This is a genomic window from Kribbella albertanoniae (genome assembly GCF_004348455.1).
GTDB lineage: Bacteria > Actinomycetota > Actinomycetes > Propionibacteriales > Kribbellaceae > Kribbella > Kribbella albertanoniae.
Genome location: NZ_SMKA01000003.1, coordinates 37005 through 58565 on the forward strand (window position 1 = coordinate 37005; position 21561 = coordinate 58565).

Sequence of the window (21561 nt, forward strand, 5' to 3'; positions counted from 1 at the left end):
TGAGGTGACTCTTGCCCAGATTCCGTCTCCGAAAAGTTGTAGCAACCGCAATAGCCGTATCACTCGTCGTACTGGCCGCCACTGTCCCACCTGCCATCGGCGCCGAGCAGCCTGCCGCTACCAGTGGCTCGCTGACCTTCACCCTGGTGACCGGCGACCAGGTGTTCGCCCGGCGGACCAGTAGTGGTGTCGTCCCCATCGACGTCCGCCCTGGTCCCGGTCGGGATCGGATGGCGTTCCACAAGCTTGCCTTTGGCAAGCAGCAGCTGGTGGTACCGCTGGATGCCATGCCACTCGTGAACTCCGGTGTGGTCGACTCGCGGCTGTTCGACGTTGCCCTGCTCGGTGAACTCGGGCTGGACGACAAGTCCGCGCCCAAGCTTCCCCTCCTGGTCCAGTACGACGCCAGTGGTGCAGCTCGCGCTGTCCGGAGCGCACTGCCGGAGGGTACCGAGGTCAAGCGGGAGCTGCCGATCATCGACGCCGTAGCGATCGGTCAGGAACGCGCTCAGGCCGGAGAGCTGTGGTGGAGTTGGCTGAACAGCCCCCGGTCTAAGCGCCGTACCGGACTGGCCGGCACCGTGAAGAAGGTCATGCTGGACGGCGGTGTGACACCGAACCTGGACCGCAGTGTCCCGCAGATCGGCGCACCGGCCGCGTGGGAGGCCGGACTCACCGGCAAGGGCGTCAAGGTCGCCGTACTCGATAGCGGGTACGACGCCACCCACGCGGACCTCAAGGACCGTGTCGTCGCCACCAAGGGCTTCACCAGCGACGACGACAAAGACGTGCTGGATGTCATCGGGCACGGCACGCACACTGCTTCGACTGTGGCGGGTACAGGTGCCGCATCGGCTGGCAAGTACCGCGGGGTCGCACCGGACGCAGATCTGCTGATCGGCAAGGTCTGCGGCGGTCGTAACTGCGAGACGTCCGCCATCATCGCCGGCATGGAGTGGGCCGCGAACTCCGGCGCGCGGGTCGTCAACATGAGCCTCGGCGGCGGTCCGTCCGACGGCACAGACATCCTTTCCGAGACGCTGAACCAGCTGACTGCCAGCACCGGCGCCCTGTTCGTCGTCTCCGCAGGCAACTTCGGCGCTGCGTCGACGGTGTCTGAACCAGCCGCCGCAGATGCTGCACTGGCGGTCGCATCGGTGACCAAGTCCGACGGGCACAGCGAATTCTCCAGCCAGGGACCGCGAATCGGCGACCTGGCCGTCAAGCCCGACATCTCGGCGCCGGGCAGCCGCATCGTTGCCGCGCGGGCCGCGAACACGCCACTCGATCCGTTCGCGATCAATGCGTCGTACGCCGAACTCTCGGGTACCTCGATGGCCGCACCGCACGTGGCTGGCGCTGCTGCTCTGCTGGCGCAGGCGCACCCGGACTGGAAGGCGCCCCAGCTGAAGTCGGCCCTGATGGGCTCGTCACTCGGTCTCCGCGACCAGAGCATCTACACCCAGGGCGCAGGGCGCGTGGACGTCGCAGCGGCGCTCAAGCAGCCGGTGCTGGCCATGCCGAGCAGTCTGAACCTGGGACTGCAGACTTCGCCGCACAGCGACGATAAGCCGGTCACGAAGCCGGTGACCTACTTCAACAACAGTGCGCGGCCGGTGCGGCTCGCACTGAAGCTGAACGGCCCCAAGCTGTTCAAACTGAGCACCGCCTCGCTGGTAGTGCCGGCACACGGCAGCGCGACAGTCGACGTCACTGCGGACACGTCCGGGCCAGAGGCAGAAGGTGCGTACGGCGCCTGGCTGATTGCCAGCGGCAACGGTACGACGGTCCGCAGTACGGTCGGTGTGGGCAAGGAGATCACCAGCTACGAGCACAAGGTGCAGATGCTCGACCGGAGCGGCGCACCGGCGGTCAACGACGACAAGCATGTCTCCGGTACCTATCTGGTCGATGTGGACCGGCTGGCGATGTACTCCGTCTCGGCCGGTGAGTCGGTGAAGCTCCCGCCGGGTCACTACATCGTCGACGGCTACACCGCGACGCTGAACGACGACGGCGTCGGATTCAGTGAGGTCACCTACTTCACCGAGCCCAACCTGGTCATCGGCGGCGCCGGTCCGATCACGCTGGACGGTCGGCAGGCCCGCAAGCTCGCAGTCCGGCAGCCGGTCACCGATGCGACCGCTGCGGCCACTGGCATCGGCGTTGCCCGGACCATCGGCGACGGTACCTACATCGGCGGCGTCGGCGTCGACAACGCCGGTACGGCGAACTTCGTACCCACCATGTACGTCGTGCCGAACCGGACTGTGGCGCCGGACAAGTACACGGCGTACGCCCATGTCGCCTGGGTCGGCATGGCGGACGGACAGGACCCTGGCGGCGACCAGTACCTCGACAGTCCGTACTTCTACCACGACTCCGCGGTCTGGCCGGGCCGGATCCCCGCCAATCCCTCGGTCATCACTGACCCGCGGGACTACGCGCACGTGGACGCGTCGTACGCCGGAGAGCCCGGCTACCGCGCCAACAACTACACCTTCCCGGCACTGCCGCAGCGGGACGCGAGTGGTCACTGGGTGCCGGCGTTCGTGTTCACGCCGACAGCCGGAATGAACCTGCCGTTCCGCCGCGACGAGTACTACTCGACCAAGAACGTGCTGTGGTCCTTCAGCAACGAGGTCTACAAGTACACGCCGGAGGGCGGCTACGAGTACCTGACCCTGGTCGATTCGGAGCCGAAGGCCTACCCGGCAGGCCGTACGACCCGGGTCGACTGGCAGCGTGGTGTCTTCGGACCCAGCCTGCCCGACCCCCGGATCGGCAACCCGGGTCGCGACGCACTGCCCTGGTCCGCCCGGGACGGCGACAGTCTGGGCATCTACGTGCCGTCGTTCGCGGATGGTGCGCCCGATCGGTTGGGCGACGCCACACTCCAGTCCGAACGCACCACGCTGATCCGCAACGGCCGGGAGATCGGTGCGTCCGATTCACTCGGGATCCAGACGTTCGCGGTTCCGCCGGACGAGGCGACGTACCAGCTGACCAAGGTGACCAAGCGGGCGGACAACTGGACCAAGCTGTCCCCGGAGATCTCGTCACGGTGGACCTTTCGGTCCAAGCGCACTCCGGACGGCGTGGAGACCGCGCTGCCGTTGCTGAACGTCCGCTACTCGCCACAGCTCGACGAACGGAACCGTGCGCCACAAGGGCGGTTCGAGTTCCCGGTGACTGTGCAGACGGCGTTCCTAGCACCAGTCCGGCCGATTGTCAGCCTGCAGTTGTCGGCGTCCTTCGATGACGGCAAGACCTGGCAGGCGGTGCCGGTACAACGTACCGGTGCGGCGGTTTGGAAGGCGTCGCTCGACCAGACGTCCGGCTTCGTCACGCTCCGGGCTCAGGCGCTGGACGCAGGCGGCAACCGCGTCGACCAGACGATCACGCGGGCGTACGAGGTCAAGTAGCGCAGAACTCCTGGTGGCTCACGGTTGAGGGGCCGTGAGCCACCAGGGCTGGGCTTGTCAGTGCAGTCTAGGGTCGAGGTATGGGCCTTTTGCTGGAGCTGGATCTGACTCGGGGCGTGCTCGAGACGCCGCCCGCCTCACCGGTGGCCGCGTTCCGTGCGCGGCATCTGCCGACACTGCGTGAGCTGGTCGCAGCGCTGCGCAAGGCGGCACGGGACGACTCCGTGGCCGGTCTGGTCGCGCATCTGGGTGGTGCGCGCCTGTCGCTGTCCCAGGTGCAGGACCTGCGGGACGCACTGGCGGACTACCGGACGTCGGGGAAGCCTGCGGTCGCGTGGACCGAGTCGTTCGGTGAGGCCGGCGGCGGGACGGTGCCCTACTACCTCGCTACCGCGTTCGACGAGATCTGGGTGCAGCCGTCGGGTGAGCTCGGCATCACCGGTGTCACCATGCAGGCGGTCTTCATTCGTGGGGCGCTGGACAAGGCCGGAGTGATTCCGCAGTTCGGGAAGCGGCGTGAGTACAAGACCGCCGCAGACACGTTCACCGAGAAGGAGATGACCGGTCCGGCCCGGGAGATGGCGTCGCGGCTGGCAGAGTCGGCGTACGAGCAGATCGTCGACGGAATCGCCGTACGGCGCCGGCTGTCGGCGGAGCGGGTTCGTGAGCTGGTCGATAGTGCGCCCCTGCCTGCACAGGCCGCTCTGGACGCCGGACTGGTCGATCGGCTCGGCTACCGGTCGGATGTGTACGACGAGCTCGAGAAGACGCTCGGTGAGACCCCCAGGCTGCTGGCAGAGCGCTATGTACGGCGTGGGCCGCGGAACCTGGATGAGTTCCAGCGACGGCTCCCGTGGCCGCCGAAGCCGGTGGTTGCGGTTGTGCGGGTCTCCGGCGGCATCACGGTCGGCCGGAACGCGAACAGTCCGCTCGGCGGGCCCGGATCCGGCTCGGACACCGTCGGTGCGGCTCTGCGCGCGGTTGCGGACGACGACAAGGTCAAAGCCGTCGTACTGCGAGTAGACAGCCTAGGCGGCTCGTACGTCGCTTCTGACGCGATCCGGAACGAGGTGCTGCGCCTGCGGTCGACGGGGAAGCCGGTGATCGCGTCGATGGGCAGTGTGGCCGCATCAGGCGGGTACTTCGTCGCGATGCCGGCCGATGTGATCGTCGCGCAGCCCGGCACCATCACCGGTTCGATCGGCGTGCTGACCGGCAAGGGCGTCGTACGGGATGCACTCGCGCGGATCGGCATCTCGCAGCAGGCTGTGTCCGAGGGGGAGAACGCGCGGATGTTCTCCGCGCAGGAGGAGTTCAGCGACGACCAGTGGGAGCGGTTGGAGGAGACGCTCGACCGGATCTACCTGGACTTCGTCGCCAAGGCCGCGTTGGACCGCGGGCTGCCGGAGGAGGAGCTGGAGGCGCTGGCACGCGGCCGGGTGTGGACCGGAGCGGACGCGTTCGACCGCAAGCTGGTCGACGAGCTCGGTGGCTTCCAGCACGCGCTGACGCTGGCCTGCGACCGCGCTGGGCTCGACCGCGACAACATCCAGCTCACAACCGTCCCGCACCGCAATCTGCTCGACCAGCTCAGGGCACCGACCACTACGGACGACCTGGCCGTCACAGCGCAACCGCTGACGCTGGACGGCCTGGCCAGTGGGCTCTACACCGCGCTGGGTCTCCCACCGGCCGGACTGCTCCGGATGCCGCTGAACTGGCAGCTGAGCTAGGCCAAACCGTCAGCTCTGTCGTTCGCCGCCTGGCACCCAGAGGACGTCGCCGCCGGAGGACAGGTTGGCGACGCGGCCGAGGATGAAGAGCAGGTCGGACAGCCGGTTCAGGTAGGTGATGGCGAGCAGGTTCACGGTCGGGCCGTGCTCCTCGACCGCTGCCCAGGCGGTGCGCTCGGACCGGCGGACCACCGTGCGGGCGACGTTCAGGTAGGCGGCGCCGACAGCGCCGCCGGGCAGGATGAACGAGCGCAGCTTGGTGAGGCGGCCGTTGTACTCGTCGCACCAGCCCTCGAGGCGGTCGATGTACTCCTGGGTGATCCGCAGTGGTTCGTACGCCGGGTTCGGCGTGATCGGGTTGCACAGGTCCGCGCCGACGTCGAACAGGTCGTTCTGGATCCTCGTCAACAGCAACACCAGGGTGCTGTTCAGGTGTCCGGCCGCGATCGCGACCCCGATCGCCGAGTTCGCTTCGTCCACGTCGCCGTACGCCGCCAGCCGCGGATCCGTCTTCGAGGTGGTCGAGTTGTCGCCCAGGCGGGTCTCGCCAGCGTCACCGGTGCGGGTGTAGATCCGCGTCAAGTTCACAGCCATGGCAGGGACTCTACGCAAAGGTCGGTACGTCTAAACGCTACAGTCGACCAGTGGAACGGTTTCGGATCGCGGGTGAGGCACGGCTCGAAGGAGCTGTGGAGGTGGCTGGGGCGAAGAACAGCGTGCTCAAGCTGATGGCGGCGGCACTGCTGGCGGAGGGGACGACGACGCTGCGGCAGGTGCCCGGCATCCTGGACGTCACCTTCATGGCGCAGCTGCTGGACACCCTGGGCTGCTCGGTCACCGTGGATGCGGAGGCCGGGCTGGCGACGATCGCCGTACCGGGGGAGATCGGCTACCAGTGCGACTACGACCTGGTGCGCAAGCTCCGGGCCTCCATCTCCGTCCTGGGGCCGCTGCTGGGCCGCTGCGGCCGGGCCGAGGTCGCTTTGCCCGGTGGGGACAACATCGGCTCCCGTGGGCTGAACATGCACGTCGCCGGGCTGGAGGCGATGGGCGCGAAGGTGCACATCGAGCACGGTTTCGTGATCGCCGAGGCCCCGCAGGGCCTGCACGGTGCTGAGGTCTGGCTGGACTTCCCGAGTGTCGGGGCGACCGAGACGATCATGATGGCCGCCGTACTGGCCCGTGGCACGACGGTGATCGAGAACGCGGCCCGCGAGCCGGAGATCCAGGACATCGCGGCGCTGCTGGTCGCCATGGGTGCCCAGATCGACGGTGCCGGGTCACCGCGGATCGAGGTCACCGGTGTCAGCGGACTACTCAAGCCGGTCGAGCACGTCGTCGTACCGGACCGGATCGTCAGCGGCAGCTGGGCCTTCGCCGCTGCGATCACGCGCGGTGACATCACGATCGCGAACGGTCACGCCGAGCATCTCGAGTTGCCGCTGGACAAGCTGCACAAGGCCGGCGCCGAGATCGAGGTCCTGAATCCGGGCTTCCGGGTCCGGATGAACGACCGGCCGAAGCCGGTCGACGTGGTCACGCTCCCGTACCCCGGATTCGCGACCGATCTGCAGGCCTTCGTGATCGCGCTGAACGCGCTGAGTGACGGCGCCGCGATGGTCACCGAGAACCTGTTCGAGGGCCGCTTCACGTTCGCCCAGGAGCTCACCCGGCTCGGCGCCCAGATCCAGACCGACGGTCACCACGCGGTCGTTCGCGGCGTCCCGCGGCTCTCCGGAGCCCCGGTCGTCGCCTCCGACATCCGCGCCGGTGCCGCCCTCGTCCTGGCCGGCCTCGCCGCCGAGGGGGAGACCCTGGTCTCCGCCGCGCACCACGTGCACCGCGGCTACACCGACTTCGCCGGCAACCTCCGCCGCCTCGGCGCCGACGTCACCGTCGAGCCCGACGACGCGGAACTGTACTGGAACTGAGCACGCGTTCTTCCGGCACTCTTCCGGAACTCCTGGCCGGTAGCGTCGTTCGGCGGGTTAGGGTCCTGGCATGAGTGAGCGCGTGGTCAAGCCAGTAGGCCGAGGTTTCCTGTTCCTGGACTCGCATCCGGCGGGGTGTGTCCAGGTGGTGCGAGATCTGGCAGCTGCCGTCGAGCCTCGTACGGCGGAGCGCAGGGTCGCGTTGGTGATCGGGTCCAGCTCGGGGTATGGGCTGGCGACCACGATTGCCGGGCTGGCGCAGTTCGGGATCGACGGGATCGGGATCGCCTTCGAGAAGGACGCGACGGCCCGCCGGACGGCGACCGCCGGGTGGTACCGCACGGCCGAGACCGCGAAGCTCGCCGAGGAGCTCGGCCGGGACTTCACCTTCGTGAACGCCGATGCTTTCGCGGACACGACCAAGGACGAAGTGCTCGACCTGATCGCCGAGCGGTTCGGCAAGATCGACCACCTGATCTACAGCGTCGCCGCACCGCGCCGGACCGACCCGCGCACCGGCGAGACGTACCAATCCGCGCTGAAGACGATCGGAGCGCCGTACACGACCAAGTCCCTCGCGTACGACGGCACCGAGCCGCAGCTGACCGAGGTCACGGTCGACCCGGCCACGGACGACGACCTCGCCCAGACCGTGAAGGTGATGGGCGGCGAGGACTGGGCCCGCTGGGTGGCCGCCCTCCAGGAGCGCGACCTGCTGAGCGAGGACTTCAACACCGTCGCGCTCACCTACATCGGCTCCGACATCACCGGCCCCATCTACCGCCAGGGCTCGATCGGCGCCGCCAAGGCCGACCTCGAACAGACCGCCCTCACCCTCACCAAGGAAGGCATCCACGCCTACACCTCGGTCAACGGCGCCGCCGTCACCCAGGCCTCCTCCGCCATCCCCGGCATCGGCCTCTACACCAGCCTCCTGCACAAAACCCTCGGCAACACCATGCAGACCCCCATCCAGCAGTCCGTCAGCCTCTGGAACCAGATCACCGGCGCCACCCCCAAGGACCTCGACGAGGACAACCGCATCCGCCTCGACCGCTGGGAGCTCACCTCGGAGGTCCAGACCGAAGTCCACGCCGCCTGGCAATCCGTCACCCAGAACACCATCGCCGACCTCGCCGACCACGAGTGGTTCTACGCCGAAATCCGCCGCCTCTACGGCTTCGACGTACCAGGCGTGAACTACGAAGCCGAAGTAGAGGTAGACGTCCCCTGGCCCACCAGGTAGTCACGAGCCGCCATCAAGGCAAACCCGAGCAGATTGGTCCCCCGCCATCGGGCCGGGGTCGAGGCTGCCTCGTCTTTTGCCGCCAGGCCGATGCCCCAGACACGATCGACCGGGCTGGCCTCGACCAGGACCCGTGATCCGGTGCCGACCAGGTAGTCGCGCAGCTCCGGATGGGCGTTGAACTTGTGGATCGAACCATCCACGACCAGCCCCATCCGGTGCTCCCGCCAGGTCGCCTCGTCGAAGTTGCGTACGGCGCGACCGGCAGCCTTCGCAGCGCCGGCATTGCGGGCGGCTCGCACTGCCTCCAGAGCAACGTCGTCGCCGAACAGCCGGGCCTTTCCAGCCATCATCCAGTGCTCGGCTGTCGGGTAGCGAACGCCGTCGACGACGAACGGCGCAGGAAACCACTGACTGAAACAGCTCGCGTCGACAACCCCGGGCCGGCGCGGGCGATGACCCCAGAAGCTCACGTAGCGATACCGGCGGCCGCGTGCGATCCCGTCGAGCAGGTCAGCGACAGACCGCGGAGCATCAATCGAACCGGCCGGCTTCATGTCGGCAGTATCGAGGTTCCGAGGAGCCGGAGGGAACCCATTTTGCGGCGGCGCTGACCCCGGTGGGTGATGAGGTTGGGGTGGATCGGTTGCTGGGGAGCTGAGGAGGAAGCCACTGACTGGGGTTGCCGTGATTGGTGGCGGGCCGGCGGCGGTGGGGCTTCTGGGGAGGATGCTGGCGCGGGCCGACGAGTTTCGGCGTGCGCCGCGGGTTGTCGTCTATGAGCCGGACAATCTTGGGCACGGGGTCGCGTTCGGGGCGGATCTCGAGTCGGCGTTGATCAATCTGCCGGCTGGGCGGATGTCGATGGACCCCGGTGATCCGGATCAGTTCGCGCGGTGGCTGGACGCGGCGGGGGATGCGTATGTGCCGCGGCAGGTGTTCGGCGAGTACCTGGTGGACGAGTTCTGGCGCGCGGTGGGGCAGGCGCGCGCGTTGGGCTGGACTGTGGACGTGGTGCCGGAGACGGTCGCCGCGCTGGGGAAGGGCAGTGCGAACGAACTGCTGGTGCGGACCCCGGCCGGTGTGCGGTCGTTCGGGCAGGTGGTGCTCGGGGTCGGGTCCGGTACGACGGCGGATCCGTACCGGCTGAGCGGGGCGTCGGGTTATGTCGTCGACCCGTACCCGTTGGCCGCGACGCTGCCGGGTATCGCGCCACGGTCGCACGTGCTGGTGATCGGGACCGGGCTGACGGCGATCGATGTCGTGCTGGGGCTGCTGCATCTCGGTCACGACGGACGGATCACCCTTGCGTCGCGGACCGGGATCCTCCCAGGTCCCCGGCCGCAGATCATGCCGCTGGACCCGAAGCATCTGACGATCGACGCTGTCCGCCGCTTCGAATCGCTCGGCCTGGGGGACGTCTGGGAGCTGCTGAAGCTCGAGCTGGCGTCGGCCGGCTTCGATGCGGACACGGAAATCTCATGGCTGCTGTCGAGTGCGTCGGCCACGGAACGACTGCGCTACCAGCTCGATCGGCTGGACGCGGCGCCGATCCAGTCGATCTTCGAGAACCTCGAGACACCGGTGCCGCCGATGATCCGGGCCGCGCTCAGCGCGGACGAGATGCTGAAGGTTGCCTTCGACTACAAGCCCTACCTGAAGAGCATCCAGTGCCCGATGCCGCCGGTGAGCGCCAGGAAGTTGCTGGCGGTAATGGACAGCGGACAGCTCGTCGTGGCACCGGGAATCACCGCGCTGAGGCACCGCAACGGCCGGTTCGAGGCGGTCGCGCGCGAATCCGTGCCCGCTGCGGAGGTCGTCATCGACGCAACCAGGCTGAGCCCACGGCGGACGAAGGGCCGGGCGCGCGGCCTGCTGGACTCACTGTCCGCCGAGCGGCTCGCGAGCTGGAACTCGTTCGACGGACTGATCGTCGACCCGCGCACGGGCCGGGTGGTCGCGGCGGCGCCGTACCGGCTCTTCGCGTACGGCGAGATCACCGCAGGCGAGCTGTACTACGCCAGCAGTCTGCCGGCCGTCGTCCGCGGAGCGAACGTGGTGGCGGCGGAGCTTGTTCGCCATGACAACGAGGTGGGTTCATGAGAGTCGTGCTGTCCGAATGTCTGCCCGACTATGTCAGCTACACCTTCCCCTATCACGTCTGGGGCTTTCTCGAGGAGGGCGAGACGCCGGGTACGGCACTGGCACTCGGCTTCCTGCCGCTGACCTTCGACCTGTCGCGCTTCTACCTGTCCCGGAGCATCCGCGTCGAGCTGAGCGATTTCGGCCCGAACAAGCGGATCCGCTATGCCAGGCGCCAGTGCGCCCACATCAGCAGCCAGTTCCTCGAGCGCGCGGACTTCGAGTTCACCGCGGCTTGGCGTGATCTGGCGACCGCGTACTTCGCGACCCGGGCCGAGGCGGTCGAGTATCGGCAGCGGCGGTTCCTCGAGATGCTGGACTCACCCTTCACGACGCACGTGTTGCTGTGGACCGACGACACCACCGGAGCACCGGTCGGACTTGCACCGCTCTACCTCGAGGAGCAGGTGGGGGAGTACGGCATCTCGATCTATGCACCGGAGTACACCGCGGTGAACATCGGCAACCACATGCTGGCCGGGGTCCTGCAGAAGCTCCAAGAGCTCGGCTGTACCCATGGCTACGTGGGGACCTGCTACTCCGAGGAGGCGCTCTACAAGACGCGGGTGCCGGGCATGCAGTTCTTCAACGGCTTCCGCTGGTCGGACGACCGGGCCGAGCTGCATCACTTCCTCGACCGTCAGCAGCCCGTCGCGCAGGAGCACATCCTGAGCACCGAGGCGTATGCGAAGGCTTTCGGTGGCATCGGGGAGCCGCCCGCGTTGTGGCGGCTACAGGCTCCGGGCTGAGACGACCGGCTGGTGATAGCCCGACTCGTGCGGTAGCAACCAGGCGACATCCTTGAAGCCGGCGCCCTTGAGCAGCCCCAGTACAGTCTCCTTCTCCAAGGCGCGCAGCGTGGTCCGGCCGGTCGACACCTCCCAGCCGGTGCTCGATTCCTTGAGCACGAAGAAGTCGGTCGTGTACGCCGGAGCGTCGTCATGCCATTGCCAGGTCTGGAAGTAGATCCGCTTCTGGCCACCCAGCTCCATCACGCGCGGCACGGAACCCTCGGGCTTCTCCTTCAGAAGAGGCCCGTAGTCACGCAGGCTGATCAGCAGCAACCCGTCCGGCTCGAGCTTCGCCTTCATCGCGGCGAAGGCCTGCGCGAGGTCATCGTCGGTCTGCAGATGCGCCAGCGAGTTGTCGAACGAGAGCACCACGTCGAACGTCCCGTCGACCTGTTCGTCGAGGTGCCGGAAGTCCGCCGTACCGAAGGTCAGCTCGGCGCCCATCGCCGCGGCCGAGTCGGCGGCGCGGGCCACGGCGCGGGAGCTGAGGTCGGTCGCGTGGACGCGGTAGCCCTCGAGGGCGAGCCCGATCGCCTGCGTGCCGATCCCGCAGGAGCAGTCCAGGACGGAGAACGCGCCCGATCCTTTGAACGCGGTGATCAGGTCACGCACCTCACCGCCCTGCCGGCGGGCGGAGGACTGCCAGTCCGGGTAGATGAGGTGATAGTCCTCGGCGAAGCCGTCGTAGAACTCCTGCGGGTTGTTGTCGCCGGTCATCAGCTACCTCCAGAAAGAAACGCGCATCCTCTGCTGTAGGCGCCGGGGATGCCGATCACGCCGTTCTCGATCGCGGGGCGGCCGCGGAGCGTGGCGCCGCCGTACTGGTCGTCCAGGACGAAGACGCCCCAGACGACATGCCAGTCAACGAGCCGGCCGGACTCCGTGAACAGCTCTTCGTCCGGGACGACCCGCTGCTGCACCAGGTAGGTCTGCAGGGCGGGGGACTCCAAGTGGGCTTGCCATTCCTGGTCGCTGACGTTCGTCCCGATGACCACGCCGGCACCTTGGAAACCGTCGGCGGGCTTCAGGATCAGTTCCTGCCGGCGACTACGGCATTCGTCGATCAGCAAGCGGCGGTCCCGACCGATCATCCGCGTCCAGGGAACCCGCCGTTCGATCAATGCCCGCTCGTCGGGCGTCAACGCCGACCACACGTGCGGCTCTCGCAGCAGACCGAGAGTTGCCTTGCGGGCCGAGACATCGGTGTCGAGCGGCGGGAAGAGAACCAAGGCACCGCTGTACTGCGCTCTGGTCAGAGCCGCCATCGTGGTGTCGCCGGGCACCACGTTCGTGGCATCGAAGTACCGGAAGATGACGTCGACCCGGGTGTCGCCGTCGAGGTAGATGCGGCCGTTGCGCTCGGAGAGATCCCGGAGTTCGCCCAAGGCGATCGTGAGACCGCGGCTGCGCAGGTTGCGGCACATCCGCTCGGTGGCTCCGCCTGGCTTGTCCCGTGCGCCGGACTCCTCGATCAATGCGACGCTGGGCGGTCCTCCGTCCGGCGCGGTGCCCGCGGCGATGAGTTGGTCGGCCACCAGTTGCAGGGTGTCGGCGTAGGAGAGCTCATGGTCGTGAGCGAAGGCCTCGAATCCCGGTTGCCCGAGGAGGGCTTCGTGCAGCAGCGAGGAATCGATGCTGCCGAGGCCGTTGCCGCGGTTGAGCTCGATGACCTTGGCCTGGCCACCAGCGCTGAAGACGTCGGCTCGTAGATGGGTGCGGGACGCTCCGACAGCTCCGGCGAGGATGACGTCGATGAGGTCGTCGGCGACGCCCTGCGCCTCCAGATAGCCGCGGCTGCCGCCGAAGCAACGCTCGGCGATATCGTCGAGCAACCAGTGCAGCCGGCTGAGGTCGGTGCAGAGCTCAGCCATCGCTCGCGCGTCGGCGAAGAGCGGGCGTTGCAGGGCTTGCAGCGGCCAACTCACGAACGGTTCGGTCTGCTCGACGGTCCGCATGCTGTTCTGCAGCGATGGGTCTCTCAGATACGCCCGCGTCGGCTCGGGTGCGATCACAGGCTGCGTTTGGTGGCCAGGACCAGCCCGGACGACCAGTTCAGTACGGTGACGGCCAGCGACCGGTCCTCGACGATCTCGCGGCGGAAGGTCTCGACCAGCGCCTGCTGATCGGGTGCCCAGTCCGGATGCGGCAGCAGATGGTCGGCGACGTAGATTCCGCCGGGCGCCAGCCACTCCAGCAATTGCGCCCGCGCGATGAACTTGCCGCGGTAGGTGTCGACGAACACCAGGTCGAACGGCGGCCCGTCGTACCGGTCGAGCCACTCGCCGATGTCGGTCACGACCAGCTCGACCCGGGAGTCGTCGCCGACCGCCTTCCGCGCGAGCTCGGTGGTCTCCGGATTGCGGTCGAGACTGACGAGCCGGCTGCCGGCGCTCATCCCGTCCAGGAGCCAGGCGGTGCCGACACCGGCGCCGGTGCCCAGCTCAAGCAGGTGACCGTCCGGTTTCGTGGCGGCCAGTGAGCGGAGCAGGGCGCCGGTGCGCTCATCGGAGTCCTCGCCGAAACCCAGGTGCTGCGAAAACCCTCGCGCGGCTCGTGCCCGGGCAGGGATCTGCGTTGGTTCGTCCGACACTCCCTCATGATGGTCGATCGGAGGGGCAGCCGCCGCTTACAGGGGTTTGAAGGAGACCATTTCGAGGACTAGTTCGCCGGTGTCGTCGGAGGCGGCCAGGTCTACGGTGGCGGTGATGCGCCAGTCGTGGTTGCCTTCGGGGTCGTCGATGATTTGCTGGACTTCCCAGTAGCCGGGGTGTTCTTCGACCAGGAAGAGGGCAGGGCCGCGGGCGGCGGGGCCGGTGTTGAGGGTGTCGTGTTCGGCGTAGTAGGTGGTGCCGGCTTCGGCCCAGCGGCCGGCGTCCCAGCCGGAGTCGGTGTCGAGTTGGCCCAGCTCGGCCCAGCGGTGGCGGGCGACCAACTCGACGCGGCGGAAGACGGCGTTGCGGACGAGGACGCGGAAGGCCCGGGTGTTGAGGGTGATGCGGCGCGGGCCGACCGGGGTGACCTCGACCTCTTCGGTGACCGGGTTGGTCAGCTCTTCCCACTCGTCGAGGAGGCTGGAGTCGGTCTGGCGGACGACCTCGCCGAGCCACTCGATCAGGTCGGTGAGGTCCTCGTTCGCCTTGTCCGGCGGGACGGTCTGCCGCAGTGCCTTGTAGGCGTCGCTCAGGTAGCGCAGCACGATGCCTTCGGAGCGCGCGAGACCGTAGTACTGGATGTACTCGCCGAACGTCATCGCCCGCTCGAACATGTCCCGGACCACAGACTTCGGGGACAGGCCGGCCTCGGCGATCCACGGGTGGGTCTGCCGGTAGATCTCCAACGTTGCCTCGAGCAACTCTTCGAGCGGCTTCGGCCAGCTGATCTCCTCGAGCAGTTCCATCCGCTCGTCGTACTCGATGCCGTCGGCCTTCATCCCTTGGACGGCCTCGCCCTTGGCGTGGTGCAACTGCGCCATCAGGATCGCGCGTGGGTCCTCGAGCGTCGCTTCGACCACCGACACCACGTCCAACGCGTACAGCGGGTCCTCGGGGTCGAGCAGGTCGAGCGCGGCCAGTGCGAAGGTCGACAGCGGCTGGTTGAGCGAGAAGTCCTTCTGCAGATCAACGGTCAGCCGCAGCGACCGGCCGAACTCGTCCGGCTCCGGCAGCCGCTCGACCACGCCCGCGGTCACCAGCGTGCGGTAGATCTGGATCGCACGGCGGATCAGATGCCGCTGCTGCTTGGCGTCCTCGTGGTTGTCCTGCAGTAGATGTCGCATGCTCGCGAACGCGTCGCCGTCGCGGGCGATCACGTTCAGCAGCATGGCGTGGTTGACCCGCATCCGCGACTGCAGCGGTTCGGGTTCGGCGGCGACGAGCCGGTCGAAGGTGTCCTCACCCCAGGTGACGAAACCCTCCGGCGGCTTCTTGCGCTGGACCCGGCGCTGCTTCTTCGGATCGTCACCGGCCTTCGCAAGCAGCCGCACGTTCTCCACGACGTGATCCGGAGCCTGTACGACGACTGTGCCGGAAGTGTCGTACCCGGCCCGCCCCGCCCGGCCAGCGATCTGGTGGAACTCGCGCGCCTTGAGGATCCGCTGCCGGCGCCCGTCGTACTTGCTGAGCGCGGTCAGCAGCACCGTCCGGATCGGCACGTTGATGCCGACGCCGAGGGTGTCGGTACCGCAGATGACCTTCAGCAGCCCCGCCTGCGCGAGCTGCTCGACCAGCCGCCGGTACTTCGGAAGCATGCCGGCGTGGTGGACGCCGATCCCGTGCATGATCAGGCGTTGCAGTGTCTTGCCGAAGCCGGAGCCGAACCGGAAATGCCCGATCAGCTCCTTGATCTTGTCCTTCTCCTCCTTCGTGCAGACGTTGATGCTGGTCAGCGCCTGAGCGCGTTCCAGGGCCGACGCCTGGGTGAAGTGGACGACATAGACCGGGGCCTGATGGGTGACCAGCAACTCGGCGAGCGTCTCGTGCAGCGGCGAGGTGACGTACTTGTAGATCAGCGGAACCGGGCGCTCGCCCGACGAGACGATCGCGGTCGGCTGGCCGGTCCGCCGGGACAGATCGATCTTGAACCGCTCGACATCGCCGAGGGTCGCGGACATCAGAATGAACTGCGCGCGAGGCAGCTCGAGCAACGGCACCTGCCACGCCCAGCCGCGATCCGGCTCGGAGTAGAAGTGGAACTCGTCCATCACCACCTGACCGACATCGGCCGCCGCGCCCTCACGCAACGCGACGTTCGCCAGGACCTCCGCCGTACAGCAGATGATCGGCGCGCCCGCGTTCACCGAGGCGTCGCCGGTCAGCATCCCGACCTTGTCCGCGCCGAACACGTCGCAGAGCGCGAAGAACTTCTCCGACACCAGCGCCTTGATCGGCGCGGTGTAGAACGTCCGCTTCCCGTGCGCCAGCGCGGCGAAGTGCGAGCCGGTCGCCACCAGGCTCTTCCCGGACCCGGTCGGCGTGGACAGGATCACGTTCGACCCGGTCATCACCTCGATCAACGCCTCTTCCTGCGCCGGGTACAACGAGATCCCCTGCTCCGCCACCCAGCGCGCGAACGCGTCGTACAGCTGGTCAGGCTCGGTCGTCCCCGGCAACATCTCGGTCAGCGTCATCGGGGCCATTGTCCCTCACGCGCCGAATCGTGTTGCACACAGCTGCGGCCCGGCCTCACCATGTGACGCAGGGGATGGGGGTTCCATGGCAGCGACCGTCGATGCGAAGACAGTGATCCAGTCCGTCGACCCGAAGCGTCTGGCCGGCTCCGCGCTCGTCGGCACGCTGACCCTGGAAGCGATTCTGCTGTTCTCGGCAGGTGACAACGCTTTCACCGCCCGGCAGCTACCCAGCCACGTGCTGGCGGTGATCGTGGGCACGCTGGGCGGCTGGATCTTCGAGCTGTTCCGGCAACTGCTGTCGGCGACGTCCAACTCGCTGACAGAGCTCGGTCGGCTCAACGCGAGCCTGGGCGCGCTGACCGAGCGCATCGACTACCAGGAGACCGCGCTCGGCATGCTGACCAGCTGCCCGCGGCACAACGACGCACTCTCGAAGCTCATCAGGTCCTCGATGAGTGACAACTTCCGGAACATCCCGTACGTCGGCCCGGCCGCCTACCTCGGTTATCTGCGGAGCGCCGTCGAGCACGCGGACGGGTACGAAGGTGTCCAGCGCAACACCCTGCGGTGGTACCAGGAGGGCGCCGCGACGGCGTACCTGCAGGAGCTGAAGAGCAAGCGGATGAAGTTCAAGACCCGCCTGTTCGTCATCGACGACGACGAGGCCGAGCAGATGGAACGCGACCTCGCCGACCAGGACCTGCTGCGGTTCTACTGGGAGCACACCGGGGACGTCGCCAGCTACTGGATCACCGTCTCGGACTACCGGCGGAACTACCCCGCACTCATCATCCCGCGCGACTTCGCGCTGTACGACCGCACCCTGCTGATCTCGTACGACGAGGGCCGGCAGATCCTGTCGTTCGACGTACTGGATCCCGGGCAGTCGCCGCAGGGCCAGATCTTCCGGACCCTGAACGAACTCACCCGGCACCAGGACGCGGCCTTCCGCCCGGTCCCACGCTCAGCGGGTGTCGAGTAGCCACCACGATCCGCGGGTGCCGACCGGCGACAGCGACGTCGTACACGCCCCGCACTCGCCACCCCGGATCCGCGGCCAGTTGGGCCGCCTGCTCGTGGTTGAGGATCGCTACCACCAGGCCGTCCGGCTGCAGCACCCGCCGCCACTGACGCTGGTACGGCGTGAGGTCGTCGATCCCGATTCGCACTCCCCACGGCGGATTGGTGAGGATCCGGTCCACCGAGCCGGTGAGTCGCGCAGCATCCCCGACCTGCCACCGCACCGCAGCCGAGTTCGCCCGAGCCGCAGCGATCGCGGCGGACGACAGATCGCTTCCCAGGTACGTCGCACCGGGCTGAACAGCACGCGCCTCCAGTAACACCGTCCCCGCTCCGCAGAACGGGTCGAGCACGCGCTGTCCGGCAGCCAGCCCAGCCAGGCGAGCCATTGCCGCAGCCACCGGCGGATGCAGGCTCCCGACCACAGTCCGTTGCCGCCACGCCCGCCGATGCAGCGGTACGTCGTACGGCCGCACCGCGACCCACATGGTCTTCCCGTCCAGTACGACTCGCCATTCCGACCGGTCCGCCGGCGGCGTGCTTCCGTCCCGACGGGAGTGGTACGGCCCGCCGAGCACGGTACCGATCAGGTCCTCCACGTCGTACCGATTGAAGTTCCGCGACCCGTCGAAGGACGCTGTCACCGCATACGAGTCCTGCCGCGCCACTGACAGCACCCGTCGTAGCGCGTCACCCGCCGACACCAGTCCGGACTTCAGATGCCCCGGATCGCTGACCGCCGCCCGTACGACGAACAGGTCGTCAGCCAGCCGTGGGGGAGTATCGATGAGCTCCGCGGTCGCATCGACGACCAACTGCCGTTTGGACACCCCGACGACCCGGTGTCCCGCCGCGGCGACCTCCTCGGCCGCCAAACCTTCCAAACCCGTCACAGTGCGCACAAGCACCAAGGGCATGCGTCTTCTCCCGGTGAGCAATCGGGAGCAACCTCATGGTCGCCCCCGCATCGCCGACGGCGGGCAGGGCCTCGAACTGCGCCGGCGGGAGGTCAGCCGGCCGGGAAGAAGAACGCGTACATGCCCTGCATGATGGCAGGCGGCGCCTGCTGAGTTCGAGCGGTTTTCAGCGGGTGTCGAGTAGGCCGCGGGCGGCGGCTTCGTCCTTGGGCCAGACGTAGACGGTCCAGCCGTCCTTGGTGCGGGCGGTGGTGGCCTTGATGCCGAAGTCCTTGAGTTTCGAGACGGTGATCCGGGCCTCGTTGTGACTGTGTTCGGTCCGTACGTCGATCAGCAGGCCGAAGGCGTCCCGCTCGGCCGGGCGGGAGTCGACGCGGCGGACCAGGGAGCCGCGTCTGGACTTGGAGAAGGCCCAGCGGCAGAGCAGCACCATCACCCCGGCGAAGGCCAGGGCGATGACGGGGAACAGGAAGTACTGCTCGGCGAACACATACCCCATTGTGGCCCAGAAGAAAATCTCGTGGGGTCTTGGCAACCTTCCGGGTGTCCAGGGAGTCTTTACGAACACAACGCGCACTCAGCGGCCGATCACTCGGGGGCCGCCGGACGAGCGGAGGGCACGGACATGAACGCACCGACCCATGACAACGTCAGCCATTCAACCGGGAACGTCATACACCTGACCGGCATCCTGGACGTGCGCTCGGTAGGCGACGTCCGGCAGACTCTCAACCAGCTGATCGACACCTCGCAGGGCGACGTGATCGTCGACCTCGAAGCCGTGGACGCCGTCGACGCGACCGGCCTGGGTCTCTTGGTGGCGACCCATCGCCGGACCCAGCTCCTGGGCCGTCAGCTCGTCCTGTGGCATCCACTCCCGTCCGTCGTGCGGATCCTGGCGGTCACCCGCCTGCACCGCATCCTGCACGTGGAACGCACACCGCTGCCGATGACGGCCTGAGGGGAGGTCTGGCGCCCCCACGCCTACTGCGCTGCACTCGGCACGGCACCTCGACGCACTGGAGCAAAGGCCACGATGGAAAAACATCGAGGCCTCCGCTCCAGCACGCCGAGCTACCGCACCGAGCACATGCTCGCTACGGCGCGGGGCCGCCAGACCTCCCCCGAATGTGACGCAGCCCCCTTATGACACGAGTCACGAGGGGGCGACTCACAAGCTCACACAGTCCTACTCTCGGGTACATGACGACTGGTGAGCGGGACCGGCCGTGGGTGATGCGGACCTACGCGGGGCATTCGTCCGCGGCGGAGTCGAACACGCTGTTCCGGCGGAACCTGGCCAAGGGACAGACGGGGTTGTCGGTGGCGTTCGACCTGCCGACACAGACCGGGTACGACGCTGATCATCCGCTGGCGAAGGGCGAGGTCGGCAAGGTCGGCGTACCGGTGGCGCATCTGGGCGATGTGCGGGCGCTGTTCGACCAGATCCCGCTGGCGCAGATGAACACCTCGATGACGATCAACGCGCCGGCCATGTGGATGCTGGCGCTCTACCAGGTCGCGGCGCAGGAGCAGGGTGCGTTGCCGTCCGAGCTGACCGGTACGACGCAGAACGACATCGTCAAGGAGTACCTGTCCCGCGGGACGTATGCGTTCCCGCCGGACGCGTCGCTGCGGCTGACGACCGACCTGATCGCCTACACGGTCGCGAACGTCCCGAAGTGGAACCCGATCAACATCTGCAGCTACCACCTGCAGGAGGCCGGGGCGACCCCGGTGCAGGAGCTTGCCTTCGCACTCTCCACGGCGATCGCCGTACTGGATCGAGTGCGGGACGGTGGTCAGGTGGATCCGGAGCGGTTCGGTGACGTCGTACAGCGGATCTCCTTCTTCGTGAACTCCGGTGTGCGGTTCATCGAGGAGATGTGCAAGATGCGCGCGTTCGTCCGGCTGTGGGACGAGCTGACGCTGGAGCGGTACGGCATCACGGACCCCAAGGCGCGACGGCTCCGGTACGGCGTTCAGGTGAACTCGCTCGGTTTGACCGAGGCGCAGCCCGAGAACAACGTGCAGCGGATCGTGCTCGAGATGCTCGGCGTGACGCTCTCCAAGAACGCCCGGGCGCGTGCGGTGCAGTTGCCGGCGTGGAACGAGGCGCTCGGCCTCCCGCGGCCGTGGGACCAGCAGTGGTCGCTCCGGATGCAGCAGGTGCTTGCGTACGAGTCCGACCTGCTCGAGTACGACGACATCTTCGACGGCTCGCATGTCATCGCAGCCAAGGTGGATGAGCTGGTCGCGGGAGCGCGTGACGAGATCGACCGCGTGCAGGCCATGGGCGGTGCGGTCGTGGCTGTGGAGAGCGGCTATCTGAAGTCGGCTCTGGTCGGTTCACACGCCGAGCGCTGGCAGCGGATCGAGTCCGGTGAGCAGGTTGTGGTCGGCGTCAACAAGTTCGAGAACACCGAGCCGTCGCCGCTGACCGCTGACCTGGACACTGCGATCCAGACCGTCGACCCGGCCGCCGAACAGGCCGCTCTGACCTCTCTGCGCGAGTGGCGGTCGCAGCGGGATCAGAAGGCGGTCGACACGGCCCTGGCGAAGCTGCGCGACACTGCGAAGGGCACCGACAACCTGATGCCGGCAACGCTCGAGTGCGTCCGGGCCGGCGTGACCACGGGTGAGTGGTCCGGCGTACTGCGGGAGATGTTCGGTGAGTACCGTGCGCCGACCGGTGTGTCCGGATCGGTGGGTGTGTCGGCCGGCGGTGAGGCGATCGCTGCGGTCCGGGTGAAGGTGTCCGAGACGTCGACCGAGCTGGGCGGCAGACTGCGGTTCCTGGTTGGCAAGCCAGGACTGGACGGTCACTCGAACGGCGCTGAGCAGGTCGCCGTCCGGGCTCGTGATGTCGGCTTCGAGGTGATCTACCAAGGCATCCGGCTGACACCCGAGCAGATCGTGGCGGCAGCGGTGGCCGAGGACGTGCACTGTGTCGGGCTGTCGATTCTGTCCGGCTCGCACATGGAGCTGGTCCCGGCCGTCGTGGCCGGTCTGCGCGAGGCGGGCCTTGAGGACGTGCCCGTGGTTGTCGGCGGAATCGTGCCGGATGCCGACGCGAGGGCACTGCTGGCGTCCGGTGTGGCGGCCGTTTACACCCCGAAGGACTACGACCTGACCGGCATGATGTCCGACATGGTCGACGTGATCAGGGCGGCCAACAAACTCGACTGACCATCGGGCAGTGCTGAAGGATGTGGTGAAGGATTCTCA

The 21561-nt window shown here is 67.6% G+C and carries 17 protein-coding genes; 9 read left to right on the forward strand and 8 right to left on the reverse strand.

Going from position 1 to position 21561, the window contains the following annotated elements:
* Positions 1–11: 11 nt before the first annotated feature.
* Together E1261_RS01640 and sppA are read left to right on the forward strand one after the other, a co-directional pair.
* The gene (locus E1261_RS01640) at positions 12–3425 is read left to right on the forward strand and encodes a S8 family serine peptidase (RefSeq protein ID WP_132400611.1); all 3414 of its coding nucleotides are present in this window, start codon (positions 12–14) and stop codon (positions 3423–3425) included.
* 80 nt (positions 3426–3505) lie between these two features.
* Positions 3506–5158, forward strand: coding sequence for a signal peptide peptidase SppA (gene sppA, locus E1261_RS01645; protein ID WP_132400614.1), 1653 nt, complete (start codon positions 3506–3508; stop codon positions 5156–5158).
* A 9-nt stretch (positions 5159–5167) separates the two neighbouring features.
* Here the strand turns inward: sppA and E1261_RS01650 are convergent, their stop codons facing one another.
* Entirely contained in the window at positions 5168–5752 is a 585-nt protein-coding gene (locus E1261_RS01650; RefSeq protein WP_132400617.1) for a cob(I)yrinic acid a,c-diamide adenosyltransferase, read from the reverse strand.
* Positions 5753–5802: 50 nt separating this feature from the next.
* Between E1261_RS01650 and murA the strand changes: the two genes are divergently transcribed.
* Both murA and fabV read left to right on the forward strand, forming a co-directional pair.
* Positions 5803–7089: a UDP-N-acetylglucosamine 1-carboxyvinyltransferase gene (murA, locus tag E1261_RS01655; protein WP_132400620.1), complete on the forward strand. Its 1287-nt coding sequence runs from the start codon at positions 5803–5805 to the stop codon at positions 7087–7089.
* A 70-nt stretch (positions 7090–7159) separates the two neighbouring features.
* A complete protein-coding gene (gene fabV / locus E1261_RS01660; protein WP_132400623.1) occupies positions 7160–8335 on the forward strand; it encodes an enoyl-[acyl-carrier-protein] reductase FabV in 1176 nt (391 codons plus the stop codon).
* On the opposite strand, the gene E1261_RS01665 is transcribed toward fabV, so the two are convergent.
* On the reverse strand, positions 8290–8892 hold the full coding sequence (locus E1261_RS01665) for an NADAR family protein (protein ID WP_132400626.1): 603 nt from the start codon (positions 8890–8892) through the stop codon (positions 8290–8292). The two genes, fabV and E1261_RS01665, sit on opposite strands and share 46 nt — an antisense overlap.
* Before the next feature lie 130 nt (positions 8893–9022).
* Between E1261_RS01665 and E1261_RS01670 the strand changes: the two genes are divergently transcribed.
* The gene (locus tag E1261_RS01670; RefSeq protein WP_272948540.1) at positions 9023–10438 is read left to right on the forward strand and encodes an FAD/NAD(P)-binding protein; all 1416 of its coding nucleotides are present in this window, start codon (positions 9023–9025) and stop codon (positions 10436–10438) included.
* Entirely contained in the window at positions 10435–11226 is a 792-nt protein-coding gene (locus E1261_RS01675) for a hypothetical protein (protein ID WP_132400632.1), read from the forward strand. The genes E1261_RS01670 and E1261_RS01675 overlap by 4 nt, the downstream gene beginning before the upstream one ends.
* Here E1261_RS01675 and E1261_RS01680 read toward each other — a convergent pair.
* The 4 genes from E1261_RS01680 to E1261_RS01695 are packed head-to-tail and all read right to left on the reverse strand — an operon-like array spanning position 11209 to position 16402.
* Entirely contained in the window at positions 11209–11985 is a 777-nt protein-coding gene (locus tag E1261_RS01680; RefSeq protein WP_132400635.1) for a class I SAM-dependent methyltransferase, read from the reverse strand. The genes E1261_RS01675 and E1261_RS01680 overlap by 18 nt on opposite strands.
* Positions 11985–13280, reverse strand: a complete 1296-nt coding sequence (locus E1261_RS01685) for an ATP-grasp domain-containing protein (RefSeq protein WP_238175943.1) — start codon at positions 13278–13280, stop codon at positions 11985–11987. The genes E1261_RS01680 and E1261_RS01685 overlap by 1 nt, the downstream gene beginning before the upstream one ends.
* Entirely contained in the window at positions 13277–13858 is a 582-nt protein-coding gene (locus tag E1261_RS01690) for an O-methyltransferase (protein WP_165952307.1), read from the reverse strand. Before E1261_RS01690 ends, E1261_RS01685 begins: the two co-directional genes overlap by 4 nt.
* Before the next feature lie 36 nt (positions 13859–13894).
* Entirely contained in the window at positions 13895–16402 is a 2508-nt protein-coding gene (locus tag E1261_RS01695) for a DEAD/DEAH box helicase (protein ID WP_420813931.1), read from the reverse strand.
* A gap of 76 nt (positions 16403–16478) precedes the next feature.
* Here E1261_RS01695 and E1261_RS01700 point away from each other — a divergent pair, with 76 nt between their 5' ends.
* Positions 16479–17378: a hypothetical protein gene (locus E1261_RS01700; protein WP_132400647.1), complete on the forward strand. Its 900-nt coding sequence runs from the start codon at positions 16479–16481 to the stop codon at positions 17376–17378.
* On the opposite strand, the gene E1261_RS01705 is transcribed toward E1261_RS01700, so the two are convergent.
* Together E1261_RS01705 and E1261_RS01710 are read right to left on the reverse strand one after the other, a co-directional pair.
* Positions 17320–18333 carry a TRM11 family SAM-dependent methyltransferase gene (locus E1261_RS01705; RefSeq protein ID WP_132400650.1) on the reverse strand — a complete coding sequence of 338 codons (1014 nt, stop codon included), beginning with the start codon at positions 18331–18333 and terminating at the stop codon, positions 17320–17322. The genes E1261_RS01700 and E1261_RS01705 overlap by 59 nt on opposite strands.
* Before the next feature lie 166 nt (positions 18334–18499).
* Positions 18500–18823, reverse strand: a complete 324-nt coding sequence (locus E1261_RS01710; protein ID WP_420813932.1) for a hypothetical protein — start codon at positions 18821–18823, stop codon at positions 18500–18502.
* Positions 18824–18958: 135 nt separating this feature from the next.
* Between E1261_RS01710 and E1261_RS01715 the strand changes: the two genes are divergently transcribed.
* Positions 18959–19294, forward strand: a complete 336-nt coding sequence (locus tag E1261_RS01715; protein ID WP_132400655.1) for an STAS domain-containing protein — start codon at positions 18959–18961, stop codon at positions 19292–19294.
* Between the two features lie 242 nt (positions 19295–19536).
* Positions 19537–21522, forward strand: coding sequence for a protein meaA (locus E1261_RS01720; protein WP_132400658.1), 1986 nt, complete (start codon positions 19537–19539; stop codon positions 21520–21522).
* Positions 21523–21561 lie beyond the last annotated feature (39 nt).

Coding starts and splice junctions, on each gene's coding strand:
- E1261_RS01700 (WP_132400647.1), top strand. CDS start 16,479: ATGGCAGCGACCGTCGATGCGAAGACAGTGATCCAGTCCGTCGACCCG.
- E1261_RS01705 (WP_132400650.1), bottom strand. CDS start 18,333: ATGCCCTTGGTGCTTGTGCGCACTGTGACGGGTTTGGAAGGTTTGGCG.
- E1261_RS01680 (WP_132400635.1), bottom strand. CDS start 11,985: ATGACCGGCGACAACAACCCGCAGGAGTTCTACGACGGCTTCGCCGAG.
- E1261_RS01650 (WP_132400617.1), bottom strand. CDS start 5,752: ATGGCTGTGAACTTGACGCGGATCTACACCCGCACCGGTGACGCTGGC.
- sppA (WP_132400614.1), top strand. CDS start 3,506: ATGGGCCTTTTGCTGGAGCTGGATCTGACTCGGGGCGTGCTCGAGACG.
- E1261_RS01665 (WP_132400626.1), bottom strand. CDS start 8,892: ATGAAGCCGGCCGGTTCGATTGATGCTCCGCGGTCTGTCGCTGACCTG.
- fabV (WP_132400623.1), top strand. CDS start 7,160: ATGAGTGAGCGCGTGGTCAAGCCAGTAGGCCGAGGTTTCCTGTTCCTG.
- E1261_RS01720 (WP_132400658.1), top strand. CDS start 19,537: ATGACGACTGGTGAGCGGGACCGGCCGTGGGTGATGCGGACCTACGCG.
- E1261_RS01675 (WP_132400632.1), top strand. CDS start 10,435: ATGAGAGTCGTGCTGTCCGAATGTCTGCCCGACTATGTCAGCTACACC.
- E1261_RS01715 (WP_132400655.1), top strand. CDS start 18,959: ATGAACGCACCGACCCATGACAACGTCAGCCATTCAACCGGGAACGTC.
- E1261_RS01695 (WP_420813931.1), bottom strand. CDS start 16,402: ATGGCCCCGATGACGCTGACCGAGATGTTGCCGGGGACGACCGAGCCT.